The following is a 16,610-nucleotide window of genomic DNA, read 5'->3' on the forward strand; positions in this document are numbered from 1 at the left end:
GTTCGTGCGGCTGGACGCCGCGCGCTCCCGGGACGAGGGCGGCGCCGGGCTGGGCCTCGCCATCGCCCGCGATGTCGCGGAGCGCCACGGTGGCACCCTCCGCGCCGAGAGCCCCTCCCGTGGAGGGGCCACCTTCGTCCTGCGGCTGCCACTGGCGAGCGACTAGCACTTGCCCCGCGACTTTTCCGTACCCGGCATGGGGGCTGCGCTTGCCCACCCTGCGCCCTGGGGGCACCCCCTGCTCGAAGAGCTCGGGGGAGCAGACTGCCCAAGCTTCGCAGGGCAGTAGCGCCCCTACAGGGGCACCCTAGACCCGCCCCCTCTCACTCCGCAGCTTCTCCGCGAGGGGGCGAAGGATGCGCTCCAGGTGGGCGAGGTCATCGGGGGCGATGCCGTCGATGAAATGGCGCCGCACCGAATCGACATGGTGTGGCGCTACCGTACGCATGGTGTCCCACCCGTGCTCCGTCAGCACGGCGAACAGCCCCCGTTTGTCCGACTCACAGGTCTCGCGCCGTACCAGTCCGGCCTTCTCCATCCGGGTGATCTGGTGGGACAGCCGGCTCTTGGACTGCAGGGTGGCCCCTGCCAGGTCGGTCATCCGCATGCGGTGCTCCGGCGACTCCGAGAGATTGACGAGTATCTCGTAGTCGTTGAGGGTCAGCCCGAAGGGTTGCAGGTCGCGCTCCAGTTGGTAGCTGAGCAGCCTGCCGACGTCGAGATGGACGCGCCAGGCGCGCTGCTCGTCCTCGGTGAGCCAACGGGTGCGGTCGTCGGTGTCCATACCGTGAGACTCTACCCAGGTTCGCACACGCGTGCTTACACCGAGTGGCGCCAAGATGTCGCAGCGTTGTCAGACGTCACCCGTGGCCGTCACAGGCCGAAGCGGCGTTGCAGACTCCCCAGCTGGCCCGGCAGTTGCGGAGCCCGCTGGCCGCCGTGGTCGCCCTGGCCGCCACCGGGCACCCCCGCCTGTTGCGGTACGGCGCCGGTGTCGCGCTCGGCCATCAGCACCTCCGACGACTGGATCAGTACCGTCCCCGAGCCGACGAACTCGAACTGGTGCTCTTCGCCGGAGGCCCCGCCGAGCCCCGTCATGGCACGGAGGCCGCCCATGACGCCCTTGAGGTACTGATGGTCGTAGTGGTGGCAGGGCGAGGGGCAGTCCGACCAGCCGACCAGCGCCTGCGGATCGACCCGCACCGGCGGCTCCACGAAGTGCACCTCCCCGTTGGAGGCGGCCACGAAGCGTCCTGTGCCGATCAGCGTGAGGAAGCCCGGGATGATCGACTGCTTCAGCGAGAGCGAGGGCTCGAAGGCCAGCAGATTGCCGGACCGCACGGTGAGATTGCCGTCCTCCAGGTCGTAGGAGTTGACGTCGAAGGCGCGGTCGGCCAGCAGCAGCTTGCCCTGTCCCTGTGCGACGACCCAGTCGGAGGCGTGCAGCGGCGAGTGGAAGCTGCTCGCCACGAGCCGGTCCAGCGGTCCGTGGCCGATGCCGTGGAAGTCGATCTGCCCGTAGTAGGCGATCATCTTCCCTTTCTGGAGGAACCACTGGCCGTTCAGATCGACGCAGAAGGCGTACGGGTTGACGTTGTCGTTCGCGGGCAGCGTCGCCGCGTCGTACACCTGGTAGCCCTGGGATCCCTGGGACATCACAGCTTCTCCTCACTGGCCTGTACGAACACGGCCCCGTTGCCGGACAGTTCCAGCTGGAACGCCTCGCCGGAGCCCCGGCCCACCATGTCGCGCCAGCCCAGCGCCGAGGACAGTTTGTTGCGTACGTCGCCGAAGTGCGCGACGTACGCCTGGGGGTCGACGTGGACGGGGCGGCCGGGGGTGATGGCCAGCTGGAGGATGCCGCCGTGCGCCATCACGGCGGCCGAGCCCTTGCCGGACAGCGTGGTGGTGAACAGGCCCTGTCCGGAGACCTGGCCGCGCACCATGCCCATCACCCCGCCGTCCCTGCCGAGGAAGAGGGTGCCCTGCTGGAGGGAGCCGTCGAAGGCGAGCAGCCGGTCGGCCTCCACGCACAGCGTGTCCCCGTCCAGATCGATCACCTGGATGTGGTGGCCGCCGTGGCCGAACATCACCGTGCCGTCGCCCTCCACGGTCATCAGCGGAGCGGCCTCGCCGGCGATGCGGCGGCCGATCATCGACATCACACCGCCCTGGCCGCCCTGCATATTGGGGGTGAACGTCACCTCGCCCTTGTAGCCGACCATCGCGCCGCGCTGGCTGAACATCCGCTGCCCCGGCGCGATCCGGGCCTCGACGAGCTTGCCGGACAGTTCCCGGAACGGCATCAGACGTCCCCTCCCAGCGTGTTGCGCTCGCTCGGCTGTACGTACACCACGCCCTGGCCCTCGAACCGGATCTGGAACGCCTCGCCGGAGCCCTCGCCCATCAGCGTGCGGAAGTTGACCCCGGACTGGAAGCTCTGCCGCAGATCCCCCTGGTGTGCGACGTACGCGCCCGGGTCGACCTGCAGCGGGGTCTGCGGTGTGACCCGCAGCAGCACGGCGGGGCCGTCCGACATCAGCGCGGCCTGTCCTGTGCCCTCGACGGACGTGGTGAACAGGCCGTTGCCCTGGGAGGCGCCGCGCAGCCCGGTGAAGGTGGTGCCGGTGCGCAGCCCGCCGTCCGTGCACAGCAGATTGCTCGCCTCGACGTGCAGCTTCTCGCCGTTCAGCCGGACGAGCGAGATGTCGCTGGCCCGGTCGGCGAAATAGCAGGTGCCCTGCCCCTTCACCTCCATCACCGTCATCTGCTCCCCGGTCAGCCGGCGTGTGACCATGCCGCGCATGCCCTCGCCGCCGCCGCTCATCTTCTTGAACGCCATCTCGCCGTCGTAGGCGACCATGGAGCCGTTCTTCGCCTTCACCGCGTCGCCGCCACCGCCGAGGGTGACGGCCAGCACTTTGCTGCCTTCGAGCCGGAACTGAGCCACGCGACGAACCTACCCTGCGGGCCGGGGCCGAGGGCAGGGCTGTCACAATGTGGCAGAAGCTTGTGCATCCCTTCACAATCCAACTCCGAGGACCTGCCGTGGCCATACTGGAAACTCCGAGCGGCCTGCCGCCCAAGGCGGTCTCAGCGCTGCGCCGTCTGCGACTCACCTCGGTGCCCGAGGCGGTCTCCTTCCTGATCCTGCTGGTGTGCTCGGCCCTGAAGTGGCTGACCGACATCGGCTGGGCGCCGGGTGCCGTCAAGGTGCTGGGCCCCATCCACGGTGTCCTTTTCATCCTTTACGTCCTGTTCTGGGCGGATGCCTGGAATCGGAACAAGTGGGAAAAGGGCCGGGCCGCGCTCTACTTCGTCCTCTCCGTGCTGCCCACCGGCGGCCTGTTCGCCGACCGGATGCTGCGCCAGGAAGAGGAGGCCGGCGTGATCGCGGCGCGGGCCCGCAAGGAGCAGGCGTCCACGGTGAGCAGCGGCGGAAGCGCGGTCAACTGATGATCGTCGCCTTCTCGGTCACCCCGCTCGGGGTCGGCGAGGACGTGGGCGAGTACGTCGCCGACGCCGTGCGCGTGGTCCGCGAGTCGGGCCTGCCGCACCGCACCGACGCCATGTTCACCTCGCTCGAGGGCGAGTGGGAGGAGTGCATGGACGTCGTACGCCGGGCCGTCGCGGCGGTCGAGGCGCGGGCGCCCCGGGTCTCGCTCGTCCTCAAGGCCGACATCCGGCCCGGCGTGACCGACGGACTCACCTCGAAGGTCGCGACGGTCGACCGGTATCTCGGCCAGGACTGAAGCCCGCACCGGCGGCGCTACGGGCCCGAGGCGGTCTGGCCGGGGCCCGGCCGGTGATCCAGCCTCGGTCCATGACACCGGACGAGGAGCTGGAAGCTCACTGGCGTACGCGCCGCGGGCCTCGGCGCGAACCTGCCGGGGCGGGACGCGTCCGTACTCGGCCGGTCGCTGCTGCGGGTGGTCGCCCTGAGCGCGCAGACCGTCGGCAACGCGGCCACGGGACTGCTCCTGGTGCTGATCGCACCGCGCTGCTGCTCACCGTCGCCGGGTTCCTGGGCTCGGCGCTGATCCTGCGTGCGGACGCCTGGCTGCGCCCGGCCCTGGCGCATGCCGCCGTACGCACCCGAGGCGGTACCCGGCGGCTGCTGGCCGACCCTCGGGTGCGTGCGCTGCTGCTGTTGTGCCGGCTGCCGCCGCTGTTCTCCGCCGTCCCCGAGGGGCTGGCCGTGTCGTACGCCGAAGCGCTGACCGGGGCCGTCGGTACGGCGTGCGTGGTGGGGAACGCCCGGAGCGTGAGACGGCTTCAACGCGTACCTGACCGGCCGGTAGGGTCTTAGGGTGCCCAAGCCGCTCAGTCTGTCGTTCGACCCGATCGCCCGTGCCGATGAGCACTGGAAGCAGCGATGGGGCTCGGTGCCGTCCATGGCCGCGATCACCTCGATCATGCGCGCCCACCAGATCCTGCTGTCCGAGGTCGACGCGGTGGTCAAGCCGTACGGGCTGACCTTCGCGCGGTACGAGGCGCTGGTGCTGCTCACCTTCTCGCAGAAGGGCGAGCTGCCGATGTCGAAGATCGGCGAGCGGCTGATGGTGCACCCCACCTCGGTGACCAACACCGTCGACCGGCTCCAGACAGCCGGCTTCGTGGAGAAGCGGCCCAACCCGAACGACGGCCGCGGCACCCTGGCGGCGATCACCGACAAGGGCCGCGAGGTGTGCGACGCGGCCACCGAGGACCTGATGGCCATGGACTTCGGGCTCGGCGCCTACGAGACAGAACAGCTCGGCGAGATCTTCGACCTGCTGCGCCCGCTGCGGGTGGCGGCGGGGGACTTCCCCGACGGCCCCGGGCACTGAGGGGCGCCAGGGGCGCAGGGGTGCCAGGGGCGGCGGAAGATCGCACCAAAGCGGCCGTTACGCTCGTTTCCATGAAACGAAGCGTGCTGACCCGCTACCGCGTCATGGCCTATGTCACCGCCGTGCTCCTCGTTCTGCTGACGCTCGGCGTGATCGGCAAGTACGCGCTGAGCATGGACGGTGCCGCCGGCTTCACCAGCGTGGTCGGTATCGCGCACGGCTGGCTCTACATCCTGTACCTGATCTTCGCCTTCGACCTGGGTCAGAAGGCGAAGTGGCCGCTCGGCAAGCAGCTGTGGGTGCTGCTCGCGGGGACCATCCCCACGGCCGCCTTCTTCGTCGAGCGCAAGGTCACCCGCGAGGTCGCACCCCTGGTCAAGGACGCGGCGGCGGCCCCGGTCGGCGCCTGAGCGGAGCTTCCCGGGTCACACCGGGCCGTTGGTCATCGACTTTTACTTGGACGTCCTAGTAAATTCGGGGGCATGGATGCTGACGCCATCGCACAAGGCCGCCGCCGCTGGCAGGAGCGCTACGACTCCGCGCGCAAGCGGGATGCGGATTTCACCACGCTCAGCGGCGACCCCGTCGAGCCTGTCTACGGGCCCCCGGACGGCGACACCGTAACCGGGTTCGAGCGCATCGGGTGGCCGGGCGAGTTCCCCTTCACTCGCGGGCTCTACCCCACCGGCTACCGGGGCAGGACGTGGACCATCCGCCAGTTCGCCGGCTTCGGCAACGCCGAGCAGACGAACGAGCGGTACAAGATGATCCTGGAGGCGGGCGGCGGCGGGCTGTCCGTCGCCTTCGACATGCCGACGCTGATGGGCCGCGACTCGGACGATCCGCGCTCGCTGGGCGAGGTCGGCCACTGCGGCGTCGCCATCGACTCAGCGGCCGACATGGAGGTGCTCTTCCGGGACATTCCGCTCGGCGATGTCACTACCTCCATGACGATCTCCGGCCCGGCCGTGCCGATCTTCTGCATGTATCTGGTCGCCGCCGAGCGGCAGGGCGTGGACCCGGCCGTGCTCAACGGCACACTGCAGACGGACATCTTCAAGGAGTACATCGCGCAGAAGGAGTGGCTCTTCCAGCCCGAGCCCCATCTGCGGCTCATCGGCGACCTGATGGAGCACTGCGCGCACGGCATCCCCGCGTACAAGCCGCTGTCCGTCTCCGGCTACCACATTCGCGAGGCCGGGGCGACCGCCGCACAGGAGCTCGCCTATACGCTGGCCGACGGCTTCGGCTACGTCGAACTGGGGCTCAGCCGCGGCCTGGACGTCAACACCTTCGCGCCCGGCCTGTCCTTCTTCTTCGACGCACACCTGGACTTCTTCGAGGAGATCGCCAAGTTCCGTGCGGCGCGCCGCATCTGGGCCCGCTGGATGCGCGACGTGTACGGCGCCACCAGCGAGAAGGCGCAGTGGCTGCGCTTCCACACCCAGACAGCTGGCGTCTCGCTCACCGCGCAGCAGCCCTACAACAACGTCGTCCGCACCGCCATAGAGGCACTGTCGGCCGTGCTGGGCGGCACCAACTCGCTGCACACCAACGCGCTGGACGAGACGCTGGCGCTGCCCAGCGAGCAGGCCGCCGAGATCGCGCTGCGCACCCAGCAGGTGCTGATGGAGGAGACCGGCGTCACCAACGTCGCCGACCCGCTGGGCGGCTCCTGGTACGTGGAGGCGCTGACCGACCGCATCGAGGCCGACGCGGAGAAGATCTTCGAGCGGATAAAGGAACGCGGCCGGCGCGCGCTCCCCGACAACCACCACCCCATCGGCCCGATCACCTCCGGCATCCTGCGGGGTATCGAGGACGGCTGGTTCACCGGCGAGATCGCCGAGTCCGCCTTCCGCTGTCAGCAGGCGCTGGAGAAGAACGACAAGAAGGTCGTCGGCGTCAACTGCCACACCGGCTCGGTCACGGGGGACCTGGAGATCCTGCGGGTCAGCCACGAGGTGGAGCGCGAGCAGGTGCGGGCCCTCACGGACCGGCGGTCAGCGCGGGACGACGCCGCCGTGCGGCGGGCGCTCGGCACGCTCGTCGAGGCCGCGCGCGGCGAGGGCAACATGATCGAGCCGATGCTGGAGGCGGTACGGGCCGAGGCCACGCTGGGCGAGATCTGCGGGGCCCTGCGGGACGAGTGGGGCACCTACACCGAACCGCCGGTGTTCTGACGCCCGGTCCCTCCCGAGCGGAACGGGCCCGGGAGGGAGTTGCGGCGCCGGGCCCACGGCGCCGGGGCCGCGATGCCGGGCCCGCGCCGGCTCAGTGCGGGTCCACCGAGGTGGTCCGGTAGCGGCCGCGGAACTCCGCCAGCAGTTCGTCGGTCACCTCGGCGCCCGCCGCCACCGCCTGGTGCACCTCGCGGAAATAGCCCTCGTACCCCGCCGGTGTGTACAGGCACAGGGCGCGTGCGCTCCTGCTGCCCGCGTTGCGGAAGCCGTGCGGGGTGCCGCGTACGGCGGCCAGCAGCGCGCCGGGTCCCGCGGTCACCTCGCCCTCGCCGTTGTGCAGGGTCAGCTCGCCCTCCAGGACGTAGAAGTACTCGTCATGGCCGTGGTGGATGTGCGGGCGGGCGCCGACGATGCCCGGGGCGAGGGTGAACTCCTCGAAGGCGAAGCGGCCTTCGGTGTGCTCGGCGGTCAGCCGGAAGAAGTGCTCGACGCCCGCCACGTCGATCCGCTCGCCCTCTTCGGGGGCGCGGAGCAGCGGTGGCGCGAGTGGCTGGGGTGCTTCCTGCGCTGTCATCGCCGCATTCTGGCAGAGCGTTCCGGCCGTTCATCCAGGTTTTCCGGGAATTTCCGGGAAGCGGAGCCGGAAGAGGGCGCCGCCGGTCCCGGGGCGCTCGGCTGTCAGGCGGGCGCCGTGGGCCCTGGCGATCTGTTGCGCCATGGCGAGACCGAGGCCCGAGCCGGGGAGTGCGCGGGCCGCCTGTGAACGGTAGAAGCGGTCGAAGACGTACGGCAGGTCCTCCGGCGCGAGGCCGGGCCCGTGGTCCCGCACGGTGATCTCCGTACCGCCGTCCCCGGTGCGCAGGGCCACCTCCACCCGCCCGTCGCCGAACTTCGCCGCGTTGTCCAGCAGGTTGGACAGCAGCCGCGACAGCCGCGCGGGCACCCCGGGAACGGTGGCCGATGCGGCGCCGGGTGCCACCGTGAGGCGGAAATCGGTATCCGGCCAGTGGTCGCGGGCCGCCGCCACCGCGTGCCGTACCAGTGCCGCCGGCTCGACCTGTTCCAGCAGCGGTTGCGGTTCCTCGTCGCGTGCCAGCTCGATCAGGTCGTTCACCAGGTCGGTCACCTCGCGGAGCTGGCGGCCCAGCGCGGCGGCGGCGCGGTCCCGCTGCGCGGGCGTCAGCCGGCCGGCGCGGGCGAGGAGTTCGGTGTTGGTGCGCAGCGCGGTCAGCGGGGTGCGCAGTTCGTGCGAGGCGTCCGCGACCAGCCGCCGCTGGGCGGCGACCGACTGCTCCAGCGCCTCCAGCATGGTGTTGAAGCTGACCGCCAGCCGGGTCAGTTCGTCCTCCCGGCCCCGGCCCCGGCGCCCCTCTCCGGTGCCGTGTGAGGGCTGCAGTTCGATCCGGTGTCCGGCGTCGCGGGTACGCGCGATGTGCTCCGCCGTGCGGGTCAGCCGGGCCACCGGTGCCAGCCCCGTACGCGACACCCAGTAGCCGAGCCCCGCCGCCACCAGCACGCCAGCCGCGCCGACGGCGGCCAGCAGCAGCGCGGCCCGGCGTACGCCGTCCCGCACGGTGTCCGACCGGAGCGCCACCTGGAGGGCGCGGCCGTCCTCGAGCGGGGTGGTGAGCATCCGGGCCGGATAGCCGTGCACGCTCACCTCGCTGTAGTACGGCCCGCGTGCGCCGGCCGCCACCTGCCGGGTGGCGGCGTCCACCGGCAGCAGCCGGCCGGAGCCGCCGGGCGGGTCGTCGGCGCCGCGCGCCGGCACGATCTGGGCGCACGCGGGCGCCGCGAGATAGCGGCAGTCCCCGGCGAGTACCTGAGGGGCGCGGTCGTCGCGCGTCTCGTGCGTCAAGCGGTTGGCGGACTGGGTGAGGTTCAGCTCCAGTTGGTGCTGGAGTTCGTGGCGGATGACGACGAACGCCGCCGCGCACACGCCCAGGGCGACGAGTGCCACGGCTCCGGTCGCGGCCAGCGCCAGCCGGGTGCGCAACGGGCGGCGCGCCCGCCGGCTTCCGGTACGCGGCGCGCCGGTCACGAGCGGTCCAGCCGGTAGCCGACCCCGTGCACGGTGTGCACCAGCCGCGGCTCGCCGCCCGCCTCCAGCTTGCGCCGCAGATAGCCGATGTAGACGGCCAGCGAGTTGGAGCCGGGGCCGAAGTCGCGGCCCCACACCTCCTCCAGCAGCACCTGCCGCGGCACGGTCTGCCCCGGATGCCGCATCAGCACCTGGAGCAGTGCGGACTCGGTCCCGGTGAACTCCATGGTCCTGCCCCGGCGGCTGCCCGTCCGGGTGGCGGGGTCCAGCTCCAGCTCGCCGAGGACCAGCCCGTCGTCGGCGGGTGCGGGCGCGGCCCGGCGAAGCAGTGCGCGTACCCGCGCGGTGAGTTCGTCCAGCGCGAACGGCTTGACGAGGTAGTCGTCGGCGCCCGCGTCCAGCCCGTCCACGCGGTCGCTGACCGCGTCCAGCGCGGTCAGTACGAGGACGGGCGTGCGGTCGCCCAGGGCGCGCAGCCGGCGGCAGACCGCCAGCCCGTCCAGGGCCGGCATCAGCACATCCAGCACGACGGCGTCCGGGTCCCAGCGGGCGACGGCGGTCAGCGCGGCGAGGCCGTCGGCGGCCGTCTCCACCTCGTGGCCCTCGACGGCGAGTCCGTCGGCGACCGCCGCGCTCACCTCCGGGTCGTCGTCGACGACCAGCACTTTCGCCGTGCCGCCCGCCCCGGAGGAGTCCTGCTTCATCGCCATGGACACAGGCTCCCAGAGACAGTTCTCACAACCCTCTTAGAACGTGTCCGGCTGAGCCTGCTCCGATTGGGGGCGCGCGCTCGTGGAAGCCGCGCCCAGGCCCTCCAGCAGCAGCGTGGCGAACTGGCGGGCCCAGGTCTCGTCCACGGGGCAGTCGCTCACCAGCGACCGGTGCACCACCGCGCCCGCGATCACGTCGAAGATGAGGTCCACCACCCGCGCTGTCTCGGCCGGGTCGGGCGGGTCGGGCGGCAGTTCCCCGCGCTGCTGGGCCCGGGAGCGCCCGTCCAGCACCAGCCGCTTCTGGCGGTCCACGATCGCCTCGCGGATGCGGGCCCGCAGCGCCCGGTCGGTGGTGGATTCGGCGAGGACGGCCATCAGCGCGGTCTTGGTCTCGGGGCGGCGCAGCAGGGCGGCGAAGGAGATCACCACGCCCTCGACGTCGGCACGCAGACAGCCGCGGTCGGGCAGTTCCAGCTCGTCGAAGAGGACGGCGACCGCGTCGACGACGAGCTCGCTCTTGGCCGCCCAGCGCCGGTAGAGGGTGGTCTTGGCGACTCCGGCGCGCAGCGCGATCTCGCTCATCGTCAGCCTGCTCCAGCCGACCTCCACCAGCGCGGCGCGGGTCGCGGCGAGGATGGCGCGGTCGGCGGCGACACTTCGCGGTCGGCCGCGGCGTTGCGGAGCGGGTGGGGGGTCGGGCGCTGCCATGCACCGACCTTACCGGCCGGTATCCGCCGCACAGTGAGGTGGATCACCGCGCGCCGTGCCCGGAACGCCTTGCGGTGGCGTCCCCCGCTCAAGTTACGCTACGGCTCGTAGCGGAATGACCGCCGCGACAATCACACGCCGGGTGGGGACCTGGCGACCACTGCACACGCGGCCGCGCGAAGGGGGGAGACTGGTCTCATGCAGCCACGCAACATGTCCATGAGCGGAGTGGTCGACCTCGCCGCTGTGAAGGCGGCCGGTGAGGCCAAGCAGAAGGCGGAGCAGGAGCGCGCCCGCGCCGCTGAGGGGAACGGTGCCCCCTCGCCGGCCGGTCTGGTGATCGACGTCACCGAGGCCGACTTCGAGGCGGAGGTGCTCCAGCGCTCCGCCGAGGTGCCCGTCGTCATCGACTTCTGGGCGGAGTGGTGCGAGCCGTGCAAGCAGCTCTCACCGGTGCTGGAGCGGCTCACCCAGGAGTACGCGGGCCGGCTGCTGCTGGCCAAGATCGACGTCGACCAGAACCAGATGCTGATGCAGCAGTTCGGGGTCCAGGGCATCCCGGCGGTTTTCGCCGTGGTGGCCGGACAGGCGCTGCCGCTGTTCCAGGGCGCGGCACCCGAGCAGCAGATCCGGGCCACGCTGGACCAGCTGGTCCAGGTCGCCGAGCAGCGCTTCGGCATCACCGGTCTGACGGGTGTCCCGCAGGAGGGCGCCGGTGAGCAGCCCGCCGAGCCGCAGGCGCCGGAGGACCCGGTGCTGGCCGCGGCGCAGCAGGCGCTGGACTCGGGCGACCTGCCCGGCGCCATCCAGGCGTACCGCAACAAGCTGTCGGACGATCCGGCCAATGTGGAGGCGAAGGTCGGCCTGGCGATGGCCGAACTGCTCTCCCGGGTGCAGGGCATGGACGCCCGGCAGGTCCGCAAGGACGCCGCCGACCGGCCGGACGATGTGGCGGCCCAGCTGAAGGTCGCGGATCTGGACATGGCGGGAGGTCACGTCGAGGACGCCTTCGGGCGGCTGGTGGACGCGGTGCGGCGCACGGCCGGTGAGGACCGGGACGCGGCGCGGGTGCGGCTCCTGGAGCTGTTCGAGGTGATCGGGCCCGAGGATCCGCGCGTCGTCACCGCGCGTGCAGCACTCGCTCGCGCGCTGTTCTGACCTGCCCGTACCGACGGTCACCCACGGGGCCGGAACTCATTGATTTAGCGACAACGGCGGCCGCGCTTTACCAAAACTTGGTAATTGCGGCCGCCGTTACTTACGGTTACGAAATCTCGCGGAAACCTCCCGGCATGCCCGGTTGATGCGGCTTGGGGTCCGGCCCCCTCCGCAACCCTCCGTCGCCTTCCGATACCCCCCGGCGGCCCCGGGGTTATCCAGCCGTTACTCGTAAGTAACGAACCCCCTTGTGCGGCGGGCTCAGATGCACCACGATCGGCCACGCTCGGTCCATCGCCCCGTAGCCCGGCATCCATTCGGCGCTCACGGCGATGGGTCCCCACCGAGTGGACCGGCACCGAGGGCCAGCACCAACAACGCACCCTTCACTGCCGGTTCTTGGGACAGGGGGGTCCCTGCTCCACGGCAGGGCCTGTCCTGCAAAGCAAGGTTGCGCGAGAGCGTGGCCCGTGGTTGTCGCTCGGGGGTGATCGCCGGCAGCTCGGACGTGACGTGCGCAGGACGGCACGGACGACGTTGGCGCTCTCCGTTCCGAGGACGTAGCTCGTCTCCCTCCCCAGCCCCGTGGCCGGGAGGTACCCCCACGGCAGGAGCGGCCCGCTGAGCACAGGCGGCACGGCTCTCCGAGCCGGAGATGTACGTCCGAGAAGGAGGAAAGTCATGGAGTCCCTGGCTCGTGGCGGGACCAGATGGAAGCGGTTCGCCGTCGTCATGGTGCCGAGCGTGGCCGCTACGGCAGCGATCGGCGTCGCCCTCTCGCAGGGTGCGCTGGCGGCGTCGTTCAGCGTCTCCGGCCAGCAGTTCAAGGTCACGGCGGATGAGCTGGACGGCAGCGGCTTCGTCCAGTACGGCGCGCTCGACAGCACCCAGAAGGGCAAGAAGGCTGTCGCCGTCGTCGGCATGAACTCGGCGAAGATACGCAACCTTTGCCAGTCCGTCGTCGTGCCCGTCCCGGTCTTCGGCGACGTGTCGATGAAGCTCAGCGCAGGCGGCGGGGGCGGACCCCGCGTCGAGGCGAAGAAGCTCTACATCGACGCCGACGACCTGTACACCAACGCGACGTTCAAGAACATCGACATCGGCGTCAGCGTGGACAAGACCACCAAGGGTCCTGGTCCGCACAAGGGCGACGCCTATGCCAAGGGCTCCTTCGCGCAGCAGGCGGAGAGCGTCCACTTCACCGACGTCAAGCAGCGCGCGTGGGCCACCACCGCCGGCACCTTCAAGCTCAGCGGCCTGCACATGGCCGTCAAGAAGGGCAAGTCCGAGTGCTACTGACGTGACCTCCCACGGCCGCGGAGGGCGAGGGCGCCCGCTCCGTCCCGCCCCCCGCGACCGTAGGGTCCGCTCCACACCAGCAAGTTCTGTGCCAGTCCCGAGGAGCCCCGTACCCATGAGCGCCGACACGCGACAGAGTCTGACGACCGGATTCGGCCACAAGAGGCAGTCCTTCCGGCACTGGCGCGGCCAGCGCCCGTTCTGGGGCGGGATGCTGACGCTGCTTGCGGGCATCCCGATCATGTACGTCCCCTACCAGAACCTCACCCTGGGGTCCTTGACCATCCGGATGTCGACGACGGCGGGCGCCGGCTCGCTGATCATCGGCGTACTCCTGGTCGTCCTCGGGCTGACGATGTGGTTCCAGCCCCAGTCGCGGGTGTTCGCAGGCGTGGCCGCGATCCTGCTCGCGCTGGTCTCCCTCGTCGTGTCCAACATCGGCGCCTTCCTGATCGGCTTCCTGCTCGGACTGATCGGCGGCGCGCTGGGCGTCTCCTGGGCTCCGGGCAAGCCGGTGCGGGCCGAGCCCGCCGAGCGGACCGAGGACGCCGCAGGCGCGCAGGGTGCGGCGATGGCCTCAGCCGACAAGGACGCGACGAGCCCGGCCGCCCCGGAGGAGGGCCCCCGGGACAACTCAGCAGTCTCTGGCGCGTCCCCCGCCGACGGGGTCGACGCGCATGACGGGAACGGGAGGCACCGTGCCGGGTGACGAGGTCCACGAGGGGGAGGGCGTGCGCGACGACGCCGCGCCCGGCGCCCGGGGGAGAACCGGGCCCCGGCATGCGGCCCCCAGGAAACCGCTGCTGACCCGGTTCCATCTGCCCGCAGGCAAGGCGATAGCCCTGGCCGCGATGCCGTCGGCCGTCCTGATGGGCGTCGGGCTCACCCCGCAGCTCGCCAACGCCAAGCCGCTCCCGAAGAATCCGTTCAAGGGCGACTCCTGCGTCTCCGTCTCGGAACAGCAGGAGACCGAGAAGGAGAAGAAGGAGCGCAAGGAGCGGGCCGAGAAGCTCAAGGAGGACCTCGCCCGCGCGAAGGCCGAGCGGGAGAAGGCGGCCAAGGAGGCTGCCGAGAAGGCCAAGGAAGGCGCTGACGGCGCCGAGAAGAAGACCGGCGACTCCGGCGGGGACAGCTCCTCGGGAGCGTCCGAGAAGCCCTCCGACGGCTCCTCCGGCTCCACGCAGCCCACCCCGTCGCCCTCGCCTTCCAGCGGCTCGGGTGACAGCTCCTCGTCCCCCTCGGAGGACGACAAGGACAATCCCTGGTACGACCCGCTGGGAGTCGGCGATACGCTCGACGGTGTCCTCAGCCCCGACAAGGACAGCGACCAGCCGGCCGACGAGCCCTCATCGACGCCCACACCCACGCCCAGCCCCTCGACGGGCTCCGGCTCGGACTCCGGTTCCGGCGACAAGTCCCCTGCCCCGGACAGCGGTTCGGGCTCCGGCTCGGACAGCGACAGCCGTAAGAGCGGCAGCGCCGACGAGCAGAAGTCCGGCTCGGACTCGGCCTCGGAGAAGAAGTCGGAGTCCGGGGAGAAGGACAGCAAGGACAGCAAGGGCGACAAGGACAGCAAGGATTCCGGCAGCTCGGGCGTCGACGAGAAGGACGGCACCGCCCGGGACTACGACCCCGCCAAGGACGCGGGCAAACCGTTCCCCTGCCCCGAGAAGACGAGCGTCGACGGCAAGGACGAGCAGACCCCGGCCCAGGTCCCCAACGACCCCTGGTATCTGGAAGCGTCCTCCCTCACACTGATGGGCCTCGACTACGAGGGCGTCGTCAACATCCGCAAGCCCAATGGCGAGACCAAGCAGGCCCTCAAGTTCACCGCCGACGCGGTGGACATCGGCGACCTGCACCAGCTGGTCAAGGACCGCGGCCTCACCTACCACGTGCAGGCGGCCGAGGGGTCCACCTCCACCATCCGCGGCGGCAAGGTGACGATGTACACCGAGGAGTTGAAGGGCAAGCTGTTCGGGCTGATCCCGGTCACCTTCACCCCCGAGACGCCGCCCCCGCTCAATGTGCCGTACGCCTACTTCACCGATGTGTCGGTGCGGCAGGCCGGGCAGTTCGGCGGCACCCTCACGGTGCCGGGACTGCACCAGTCCATCAGCAAGTAGCCCGCAAGTAACCCCCTCACGAAAAGGCCCGCCCCCTCACCGGGGAGCGGGTCTTTTCGTCTGTCGGTGTGCGTCAGGCGGTGCACAGGGCCCTGTGTCAGGCGGTGCCCAGGTGGTGGACGCGGACCATGTTGGTGGTGCCGGGAACGCCGGGCGGGGAGCCGGCCGTGATCAGCATGGTGTCGCCCGTCTCGAAGCGCTGCAGCCGCAGCAGCTCAGCGTCGACCAGCTCGACCATCTCGTCGGTGTGGTCGACGTGTTTGACCACGAACGTCTCCACGCCCCAGCTCAGCGTCAGCTGGTTGGCGGTGGCCGCCTCCGTGGTGAAGGCGAGGATGGGCTGGCTCACCCGGTAGCGGGACAGCCGCCGGGCCGTGTCACCGGACTTGGTGAAGGCGACCAGGGCCTTGCCGTCCAGGAAGTCGGCCATCTCGCAGGCCGCGCGGGCGACCGAACCGCCCTGGGTGCGCGGCTTCTTGCCGGGCACCAGCGGCTGGAGGCCACGGCTGAGCAGCTCCTGCTCGGCGGCCTGCACGATCTTCGACATCGTCTTGACGGTCTCGATCGGGTACTGGCCGACCGAGGACTCGGCCGAGAGCATCACCGCGTCGGCACCGTCCAGCACCGCGTTGGCGACATCGCTGGCCTCAGCGCGGGTGGGCCGCGAGTTGGTGATCATCGACTCCATCATCTGCGTCGCCACGATCACCGGCTTGGCGTTGCGGCGGCACAGCTCGATCAGCCGCTTCTGCACCATCGGGACCTGCTCCAGCGGATATTCGACCGCCAGGTCACCGCGGGCCACCATCACACCGTCGAAGGCGAGCACGACCTCCTCCATGTTGGAGACGGCCTGCGGCTTCTCGACCTTCGCGATGACCGGGACCCGGCGGCCGACCTCGTCCATCACCCGGTGCACGTCGCGCACGTCGGAGGCGTTCCGCACGAAGGACAGCGCGATCATGTCGGCGCCCATCTTGAGGGCGAACTTCAGATCCTCGATGTCCTTCTCGCTCAGCGCCGGGACGTTGACCGCCGCACCGGGCAGGTTGATGCCCTTGTGGTCGGAGATGACGCCGCCCTCGATGACGATGGTGCGCACCTGCGGGCCCTCGACCTCCACGACCTGGAGGGCGACGTTCCCGTCGTTGATCAGCACCGGGTCGCCCTTGGAGACGTCGCCCGGCAGGCCCTTGTAGGTGGTGCCGCAGATGGTCTTGTCGCCGGCCACGTCCTCGGTCGTGATGGTGAACTCCTCACCGCGGACCAGCTCGACTGGGCCCTCGGCGAAGGTCTCCAGCCGGATCTTGGGGCCCTGGAGGTCGGCGAGCACACCGACGGGGCGGCCCGACTCCTCGGCGGCCTTGCGGACGCGGTGGTACCGCTCCTCGTGCTCGGCGTGGGAGCCGTGGCTCATGTTGAAGCGGGCCACGTTCATACCCGCCTCGATCAGCGTCTTGAGCTGTTCATAGGAGTCGACGGCGGGGCCCAGGGTGCAGACGATTTTGGAACGGCGCATGGTGGCGATCCTATCGTTTTGTTTAGGTACTGAA

Annotated in this window: 20 protein-coding genes; 11 read left to right on the plus strand and 9 right to left on the minus strand. The window is 70.5% G+C overall.

Annotated elements, in window-relative coordinates; all coding sequences use genetic code 11:
• On the plus strand, positions 1-166 hold a 166-nt coding region (locus ITI46_RS18785; RefSeq protein WP_247746206.1), incomplete at its 5' end, for an ATP-binding protein.
• A 141-nt stretch (positions 167-307) separates the two neighbouring features.
• Here ITI46_RS18785 and ITI46_RS18790 read toward each other — a convergent pair.
• From ITI46_RS18790 to ITI46_RS18805, 4 genes are all read right to left on the minus strand, one after another.
• Entirely contained in the window at positions 308-784 is a 477-nt protein-coding gene (locus tag ITI46_RS18790) for a MarR family winged helix-turn-helix transcriptional regulator (RefSeq protein WP_209240815.1), read from the minus strand.
• Positions 785-873: 89 nt separating this feature from the next.
• Entirely contained in the window at positions 874-1,656 is a 783-nt protein-coding gene (locus ITI46_RS18795) for an AIM24 family protein (RefSeq protein WP_209240816.1), read from the minus strand.
• A complete protein-coding gene (locus ITI46_RS18800) occupies positions 1,656-2,306 on the minus strand; it encodes an AIM24 family protein (protein ID WP_209240817.1) in 651 nt (216 codons plus the stop codon). Before ITI46_RS18800 ends, ITI46_RS18795 begins: the two co-directional genes overlap by 1 nt.
• Positions 2,306-2,950: an AIM24 family protein gene (locus ITI46_RS18805; RefSeq protein ID WP_209240818.1), complete on the minus strand. Its 645-nt coding sequence runs from the start codon at positions 2,948-2,950 to the stop codon at positions 2,306-2,308. Before ITI46_RS18805 ends, ITI46_RS18800 begins: the two co-directional genes overlap by 1 nt.
• 98 nt (positions 2,951-3,048) lie before the next feature.
• Between ITI46_RS18805 and ITI46_RS18810 the strand changes: the two genes are divergently transcribed.
• From ITI46_RS18810 to icmA, 6 genes are all read left to right on the plus strand, one after another.
• Complete coding sequence (locus tag ITI46_RS18810; RefSeq protein WP_307808230.1) at positions 3,049-3,456, plus strand: DUF3817 domain-containing protein; 408 nt, start codon at positions 3,049-3,051, stop codon at positions 3,454-3,456.
• Entirely contained in the window at positions 3,456-3,752 is a 297-nt protein-coding gene (locus tag ITI46_RS18815; RefSeq protein ID WP_209240820.1) for an MTH1187 family thiamine-binding protein, read from the plus strand. Before ITI46_RS18810 ends, ITI46_RS18815 begins: the two co-directional genes overlap by 1 nt.
• A gap of 71 nt (positions 3,753-3,823) precedes the next feature.
• On the plus strand, positions 3,824-4,309 hold the full coding sequence (locus ITI46_RS18820) for a hypothetical protein (protein WP_247746204.1): 486 nt from the start codon (positions 3,824-3,826) through the stop codon (positions 4,307-4,309).
• Between the two features lies 1 nt (position 4,310).
• Entirely contained in the window at positions 4,311-4,829 is a 519-nt protein-coding gene (locus ITI46_RS18825) for a MarR family winged helix-turn-helix transcriptional regulator (RefSeq protein ID WP_209240821.1), read from the plus strand.
• Positions 4,830-4,900: 71 nt separating this feature from the next.
• Positions 4,901-5,239 carry a DUF3817 domain-containing protein gene (locus ITI46_RS18830; RefSeq protein WP_209240822.1) on the plus strand — a complete coding sequence of 113 codons (339 nt, stop codon included), beginning with the start codon at positions 4,901-4,903 and terminating at the stop codon, positions 5,237-5,239.
• Between the two features lie 72 nt (positions 5,240-5,311).
• Complete coding sequence (icmA, locus tag ITI46_RS18835) at positions 5,312-7,012, plus strand: coenzyme B12-dependent isobutyryl-CoA mutase large subunit (RefSeq protein ID WP_209240823.1); 1,701 nt, start codon at positions 5,312-5,314, stop codon at positions 7,010-7,012.
• Between the two features lie 91 nt (positions 7,013-7,103).
• On the opposite strand, the gene ITI46_RS18840 is transcribed toward icmA, so the two are convergent.
• From ITI46_RS18840 to ITI46_RS18855, 4 genes are read right to left on the minus strand one after another with little or no spacing between them, the layout of a single operon-like run.
• Positions 7,104-7,586 (minus strand): cupin domain-containing protein, encoded by a 483-nt coding sequence (locus ITI46_RS18840; RefSeq protein ID WP_209240824.1) that lies wholly within the window; start codon positions 7,584-7,586, stop codon positions 7,104-7,106.
• Between the two features lie 30 nt (positions 7,587-7,616).
• Complete coding sequence (locus tag ITI46_RS18845; protein WP_209240825.1) at positions 7,617-9,053, minus strand: HAMP domain-containing sensor histidine kinase; 1,437 nt, start codon at positions 9,051-9,053, stop codon at positions 7,617-7,619.
• Positions 9,050-9,763, minus strand: a complete 714-nt coding sequence (locus tag ITI46_RS18850; RefSeq protein WP_280634789.1) for a response regulator transcription factor — start codon at positions 9,761-9,763, stop codon at positions 9,050-9,052. The genes ITI46_RS18845 and ITI46_RS18850 overlap by 4 nt, the downstream gene beginning before the upstream one ends.
• A gap of 36 nt (positions 9,764-9,799) precedes the next feature.
• Entirely contained in the window at positions 9,800-10,474 is a 675-nt protein-coding gene (locus ITI46_RS18855; protein ID WP_209240826.1) for a TetR/AcrR family transcriptional regulator, read from the minus strand.
• Between the two features lie 198 nt (positions 10,475-10,672).
• Here ITI46_RS18855 and ITI46_RS18860 point away from each other — a divergent pair, with 198 nt between their 5' ends.
• The 4 genes from ITI46_RS18860 to ITI46_RS18875 all read left to right on the plus strand — a co-directional run bounded on the left by ITI46_RS18860 (position 10,673) and on the right by ITI46_RS18875 (position 15,057).
• A complete protein-coding gene (locus tag ITI46_RS18860) occupies positions 10,673-11,632 on the plus strand; it encodes a tetratricopeptide repeat protein (RefSeq protein ID WP_209240827.1) in 960 nt (319 codons plus the stop codon).
• A gap of 681 nt (positions 11,633-12,313) precedes the next feature.
• The gene (locus tag ITI46_RS18865; protein WP_209240828.1) at positions 12,314-12,931 is read left to right on the plus strand and encodes a DUF6230 family protein; all 618 of its coding nucleotides are present in this window, start codon (positions 12,314-12,316) and stop codon (positions 12,929-12,931) included.
• 115 nt (positions 12,932-13,046) lie between these two features.
• A complete protein-coding gene (locus ITI46_RS18870) occupies positions 13,047-13,640 on the plus strand; it encodes a DUF6114 domain-containing protein (RefSeq protein WP_209240829.1) in 594 nt (197 codons plus the stop codon).
• The gene (locus ITI46_RS18875) at positions 13,609-15,057 is read left to right on the plus strand and encodes a hypothetical protein (protein ID WP_247746205.1); all 1,449 of its coding nucleotides are present in this window, start codon (positions 13,609-13,611) and stop codon (positions 15,055-15,057) included. The genes ITI46_RS18870 and ITI46_RS18875 overlap by 32 nt, the downstream gene beginning before the upstream one ends.
• Positions 15,058-15,154: 97 nt before the next feature.
• On the opposite strand, the gene pyk is transcribed toward ITI46_RS18875, so the two are convergent.
• Positions 15,155-16,576, minus strand: a complete 1,422-nt coding sequence (pyk, locus tag ITI46_RS18880; RefSeq protein ID WP_209240830.1) for a pyruvate kinase — start codon at positions 16,574-16,576, stop codon at positions 15,155-15,157.
• Positions 16,577-16,610 lie beyond the last annotated feature (34 nt).

The sequence above is a fragment of the Streptomyces oryzae genome (assembly GCF_017676365.1).
GTDB classification, from domain to species: Bacteria; Actinomycetota; Actinomycetes; order Streptomycetales; family Streptomycetaceae; genus Streptomyces; species Streptomyces oryzae.

Coding starts and splice junctions, on each gene's coding strand:
- ITI46_RS18795 (WP_209240816.1), bottom strand. CDS start 1,656: ATGTCCCAGGGATCCCAGGGCTACCAGGTGTACGACGCGGCGACGCTG.
- pyk (WP_209240830.1), bottom strand. CDS start 16,576: ATGCGCCGTTCCAAAATCGTCTGCACCCTGGGCCCCGCCGTCGACTCC.
- ITI46_RS18855 (WP_209240826.1), bottom strand. CDS start 10,474: ATGGCAGCGCCCGACCCCCCACCCGCTCCGCAACGCCGCGGCCGACCG.
- ITI46_RS18875 (WP_247746205.1), top strand. CDS start 13,609: ATGACGGGAACGGGAGGCACCGTGCCGGGTGACGAGGTCCACGAGGGG.
- icmA (WP_209240823.1), top strand. CDS start 5,312: ATGGATGCTGACGCCATCGCACAAGGCCGCCGCCGCTGGCAGGAGCGC.
- ITI46_RS18820 (WP_247746204.1), top strand. CDS start 3,824: ATGACACCGGACGAGGAGCTGGAAGCTCACTGGCGTACGCGCCGCGGG.
- ITI46_RS18840 (WP_209240824.1), bottom strand. CDS start 7,586: ATGACAGCGCAGGAAGCACCCCAGCCACTCGCGCCACCGCTGCTCCGC.
- ITI46_RS18860 (WP_209240827.1), top strand. CDS start 10,673: ATGCAGCCACGCAACATGTCCATGAGCGGAGTGGTCGACCTCGCCGCT.
- ITI46_RS18790 (WP_209240815.1), bottom strand. CDS start 784: ATGGACACCGACGACCGCACCCGTTGGCTCACCGAGGACGAGCAGCGC.
- ITI46_RS18870 (WP_209240829.1), top strand. CDS start 13,047: ATGAGCGCCGACACGCGACAGAGTCTGACGACCGGATTCGGCCACAAG.
- ITI46_RS18830 (WP_209240822.1), top strand. CDS start 4,901: ATGAAACGAAGCGTGCTGACCCGCTACCGCGTCATGGCCTATGTCACC.
- ITI46_RS18850 (WP_280634789.1), bottom strand. CDS start 9,763: ATGGCGATGAAGCAGGACTCCTCCGGGGCGGGCGGCACGGCGAAAGTG.
- ITI46_RS18815 (WP_209240820.1), top strand. CDS start 3,456: ATGATCGTCGCCTTCTCGGTCACCCCGCTCGGGGTCGGCGAGGACGTG.
- ITI46_RS18800 (WP_209240817.1), bottom strand. CDS start 2,306: ATGCCGTTCCGGGAACTGTCCGGCAAGCTCGTCGAGGCCCGGATCGCG.
- ITI46_RS18865 (WP_209240828.1), top strand. CDS start 12,314: ATGGAGTCCCTGGCTCGTGGCGGGACCAGATGGAAGCGGTTCGCCGTC.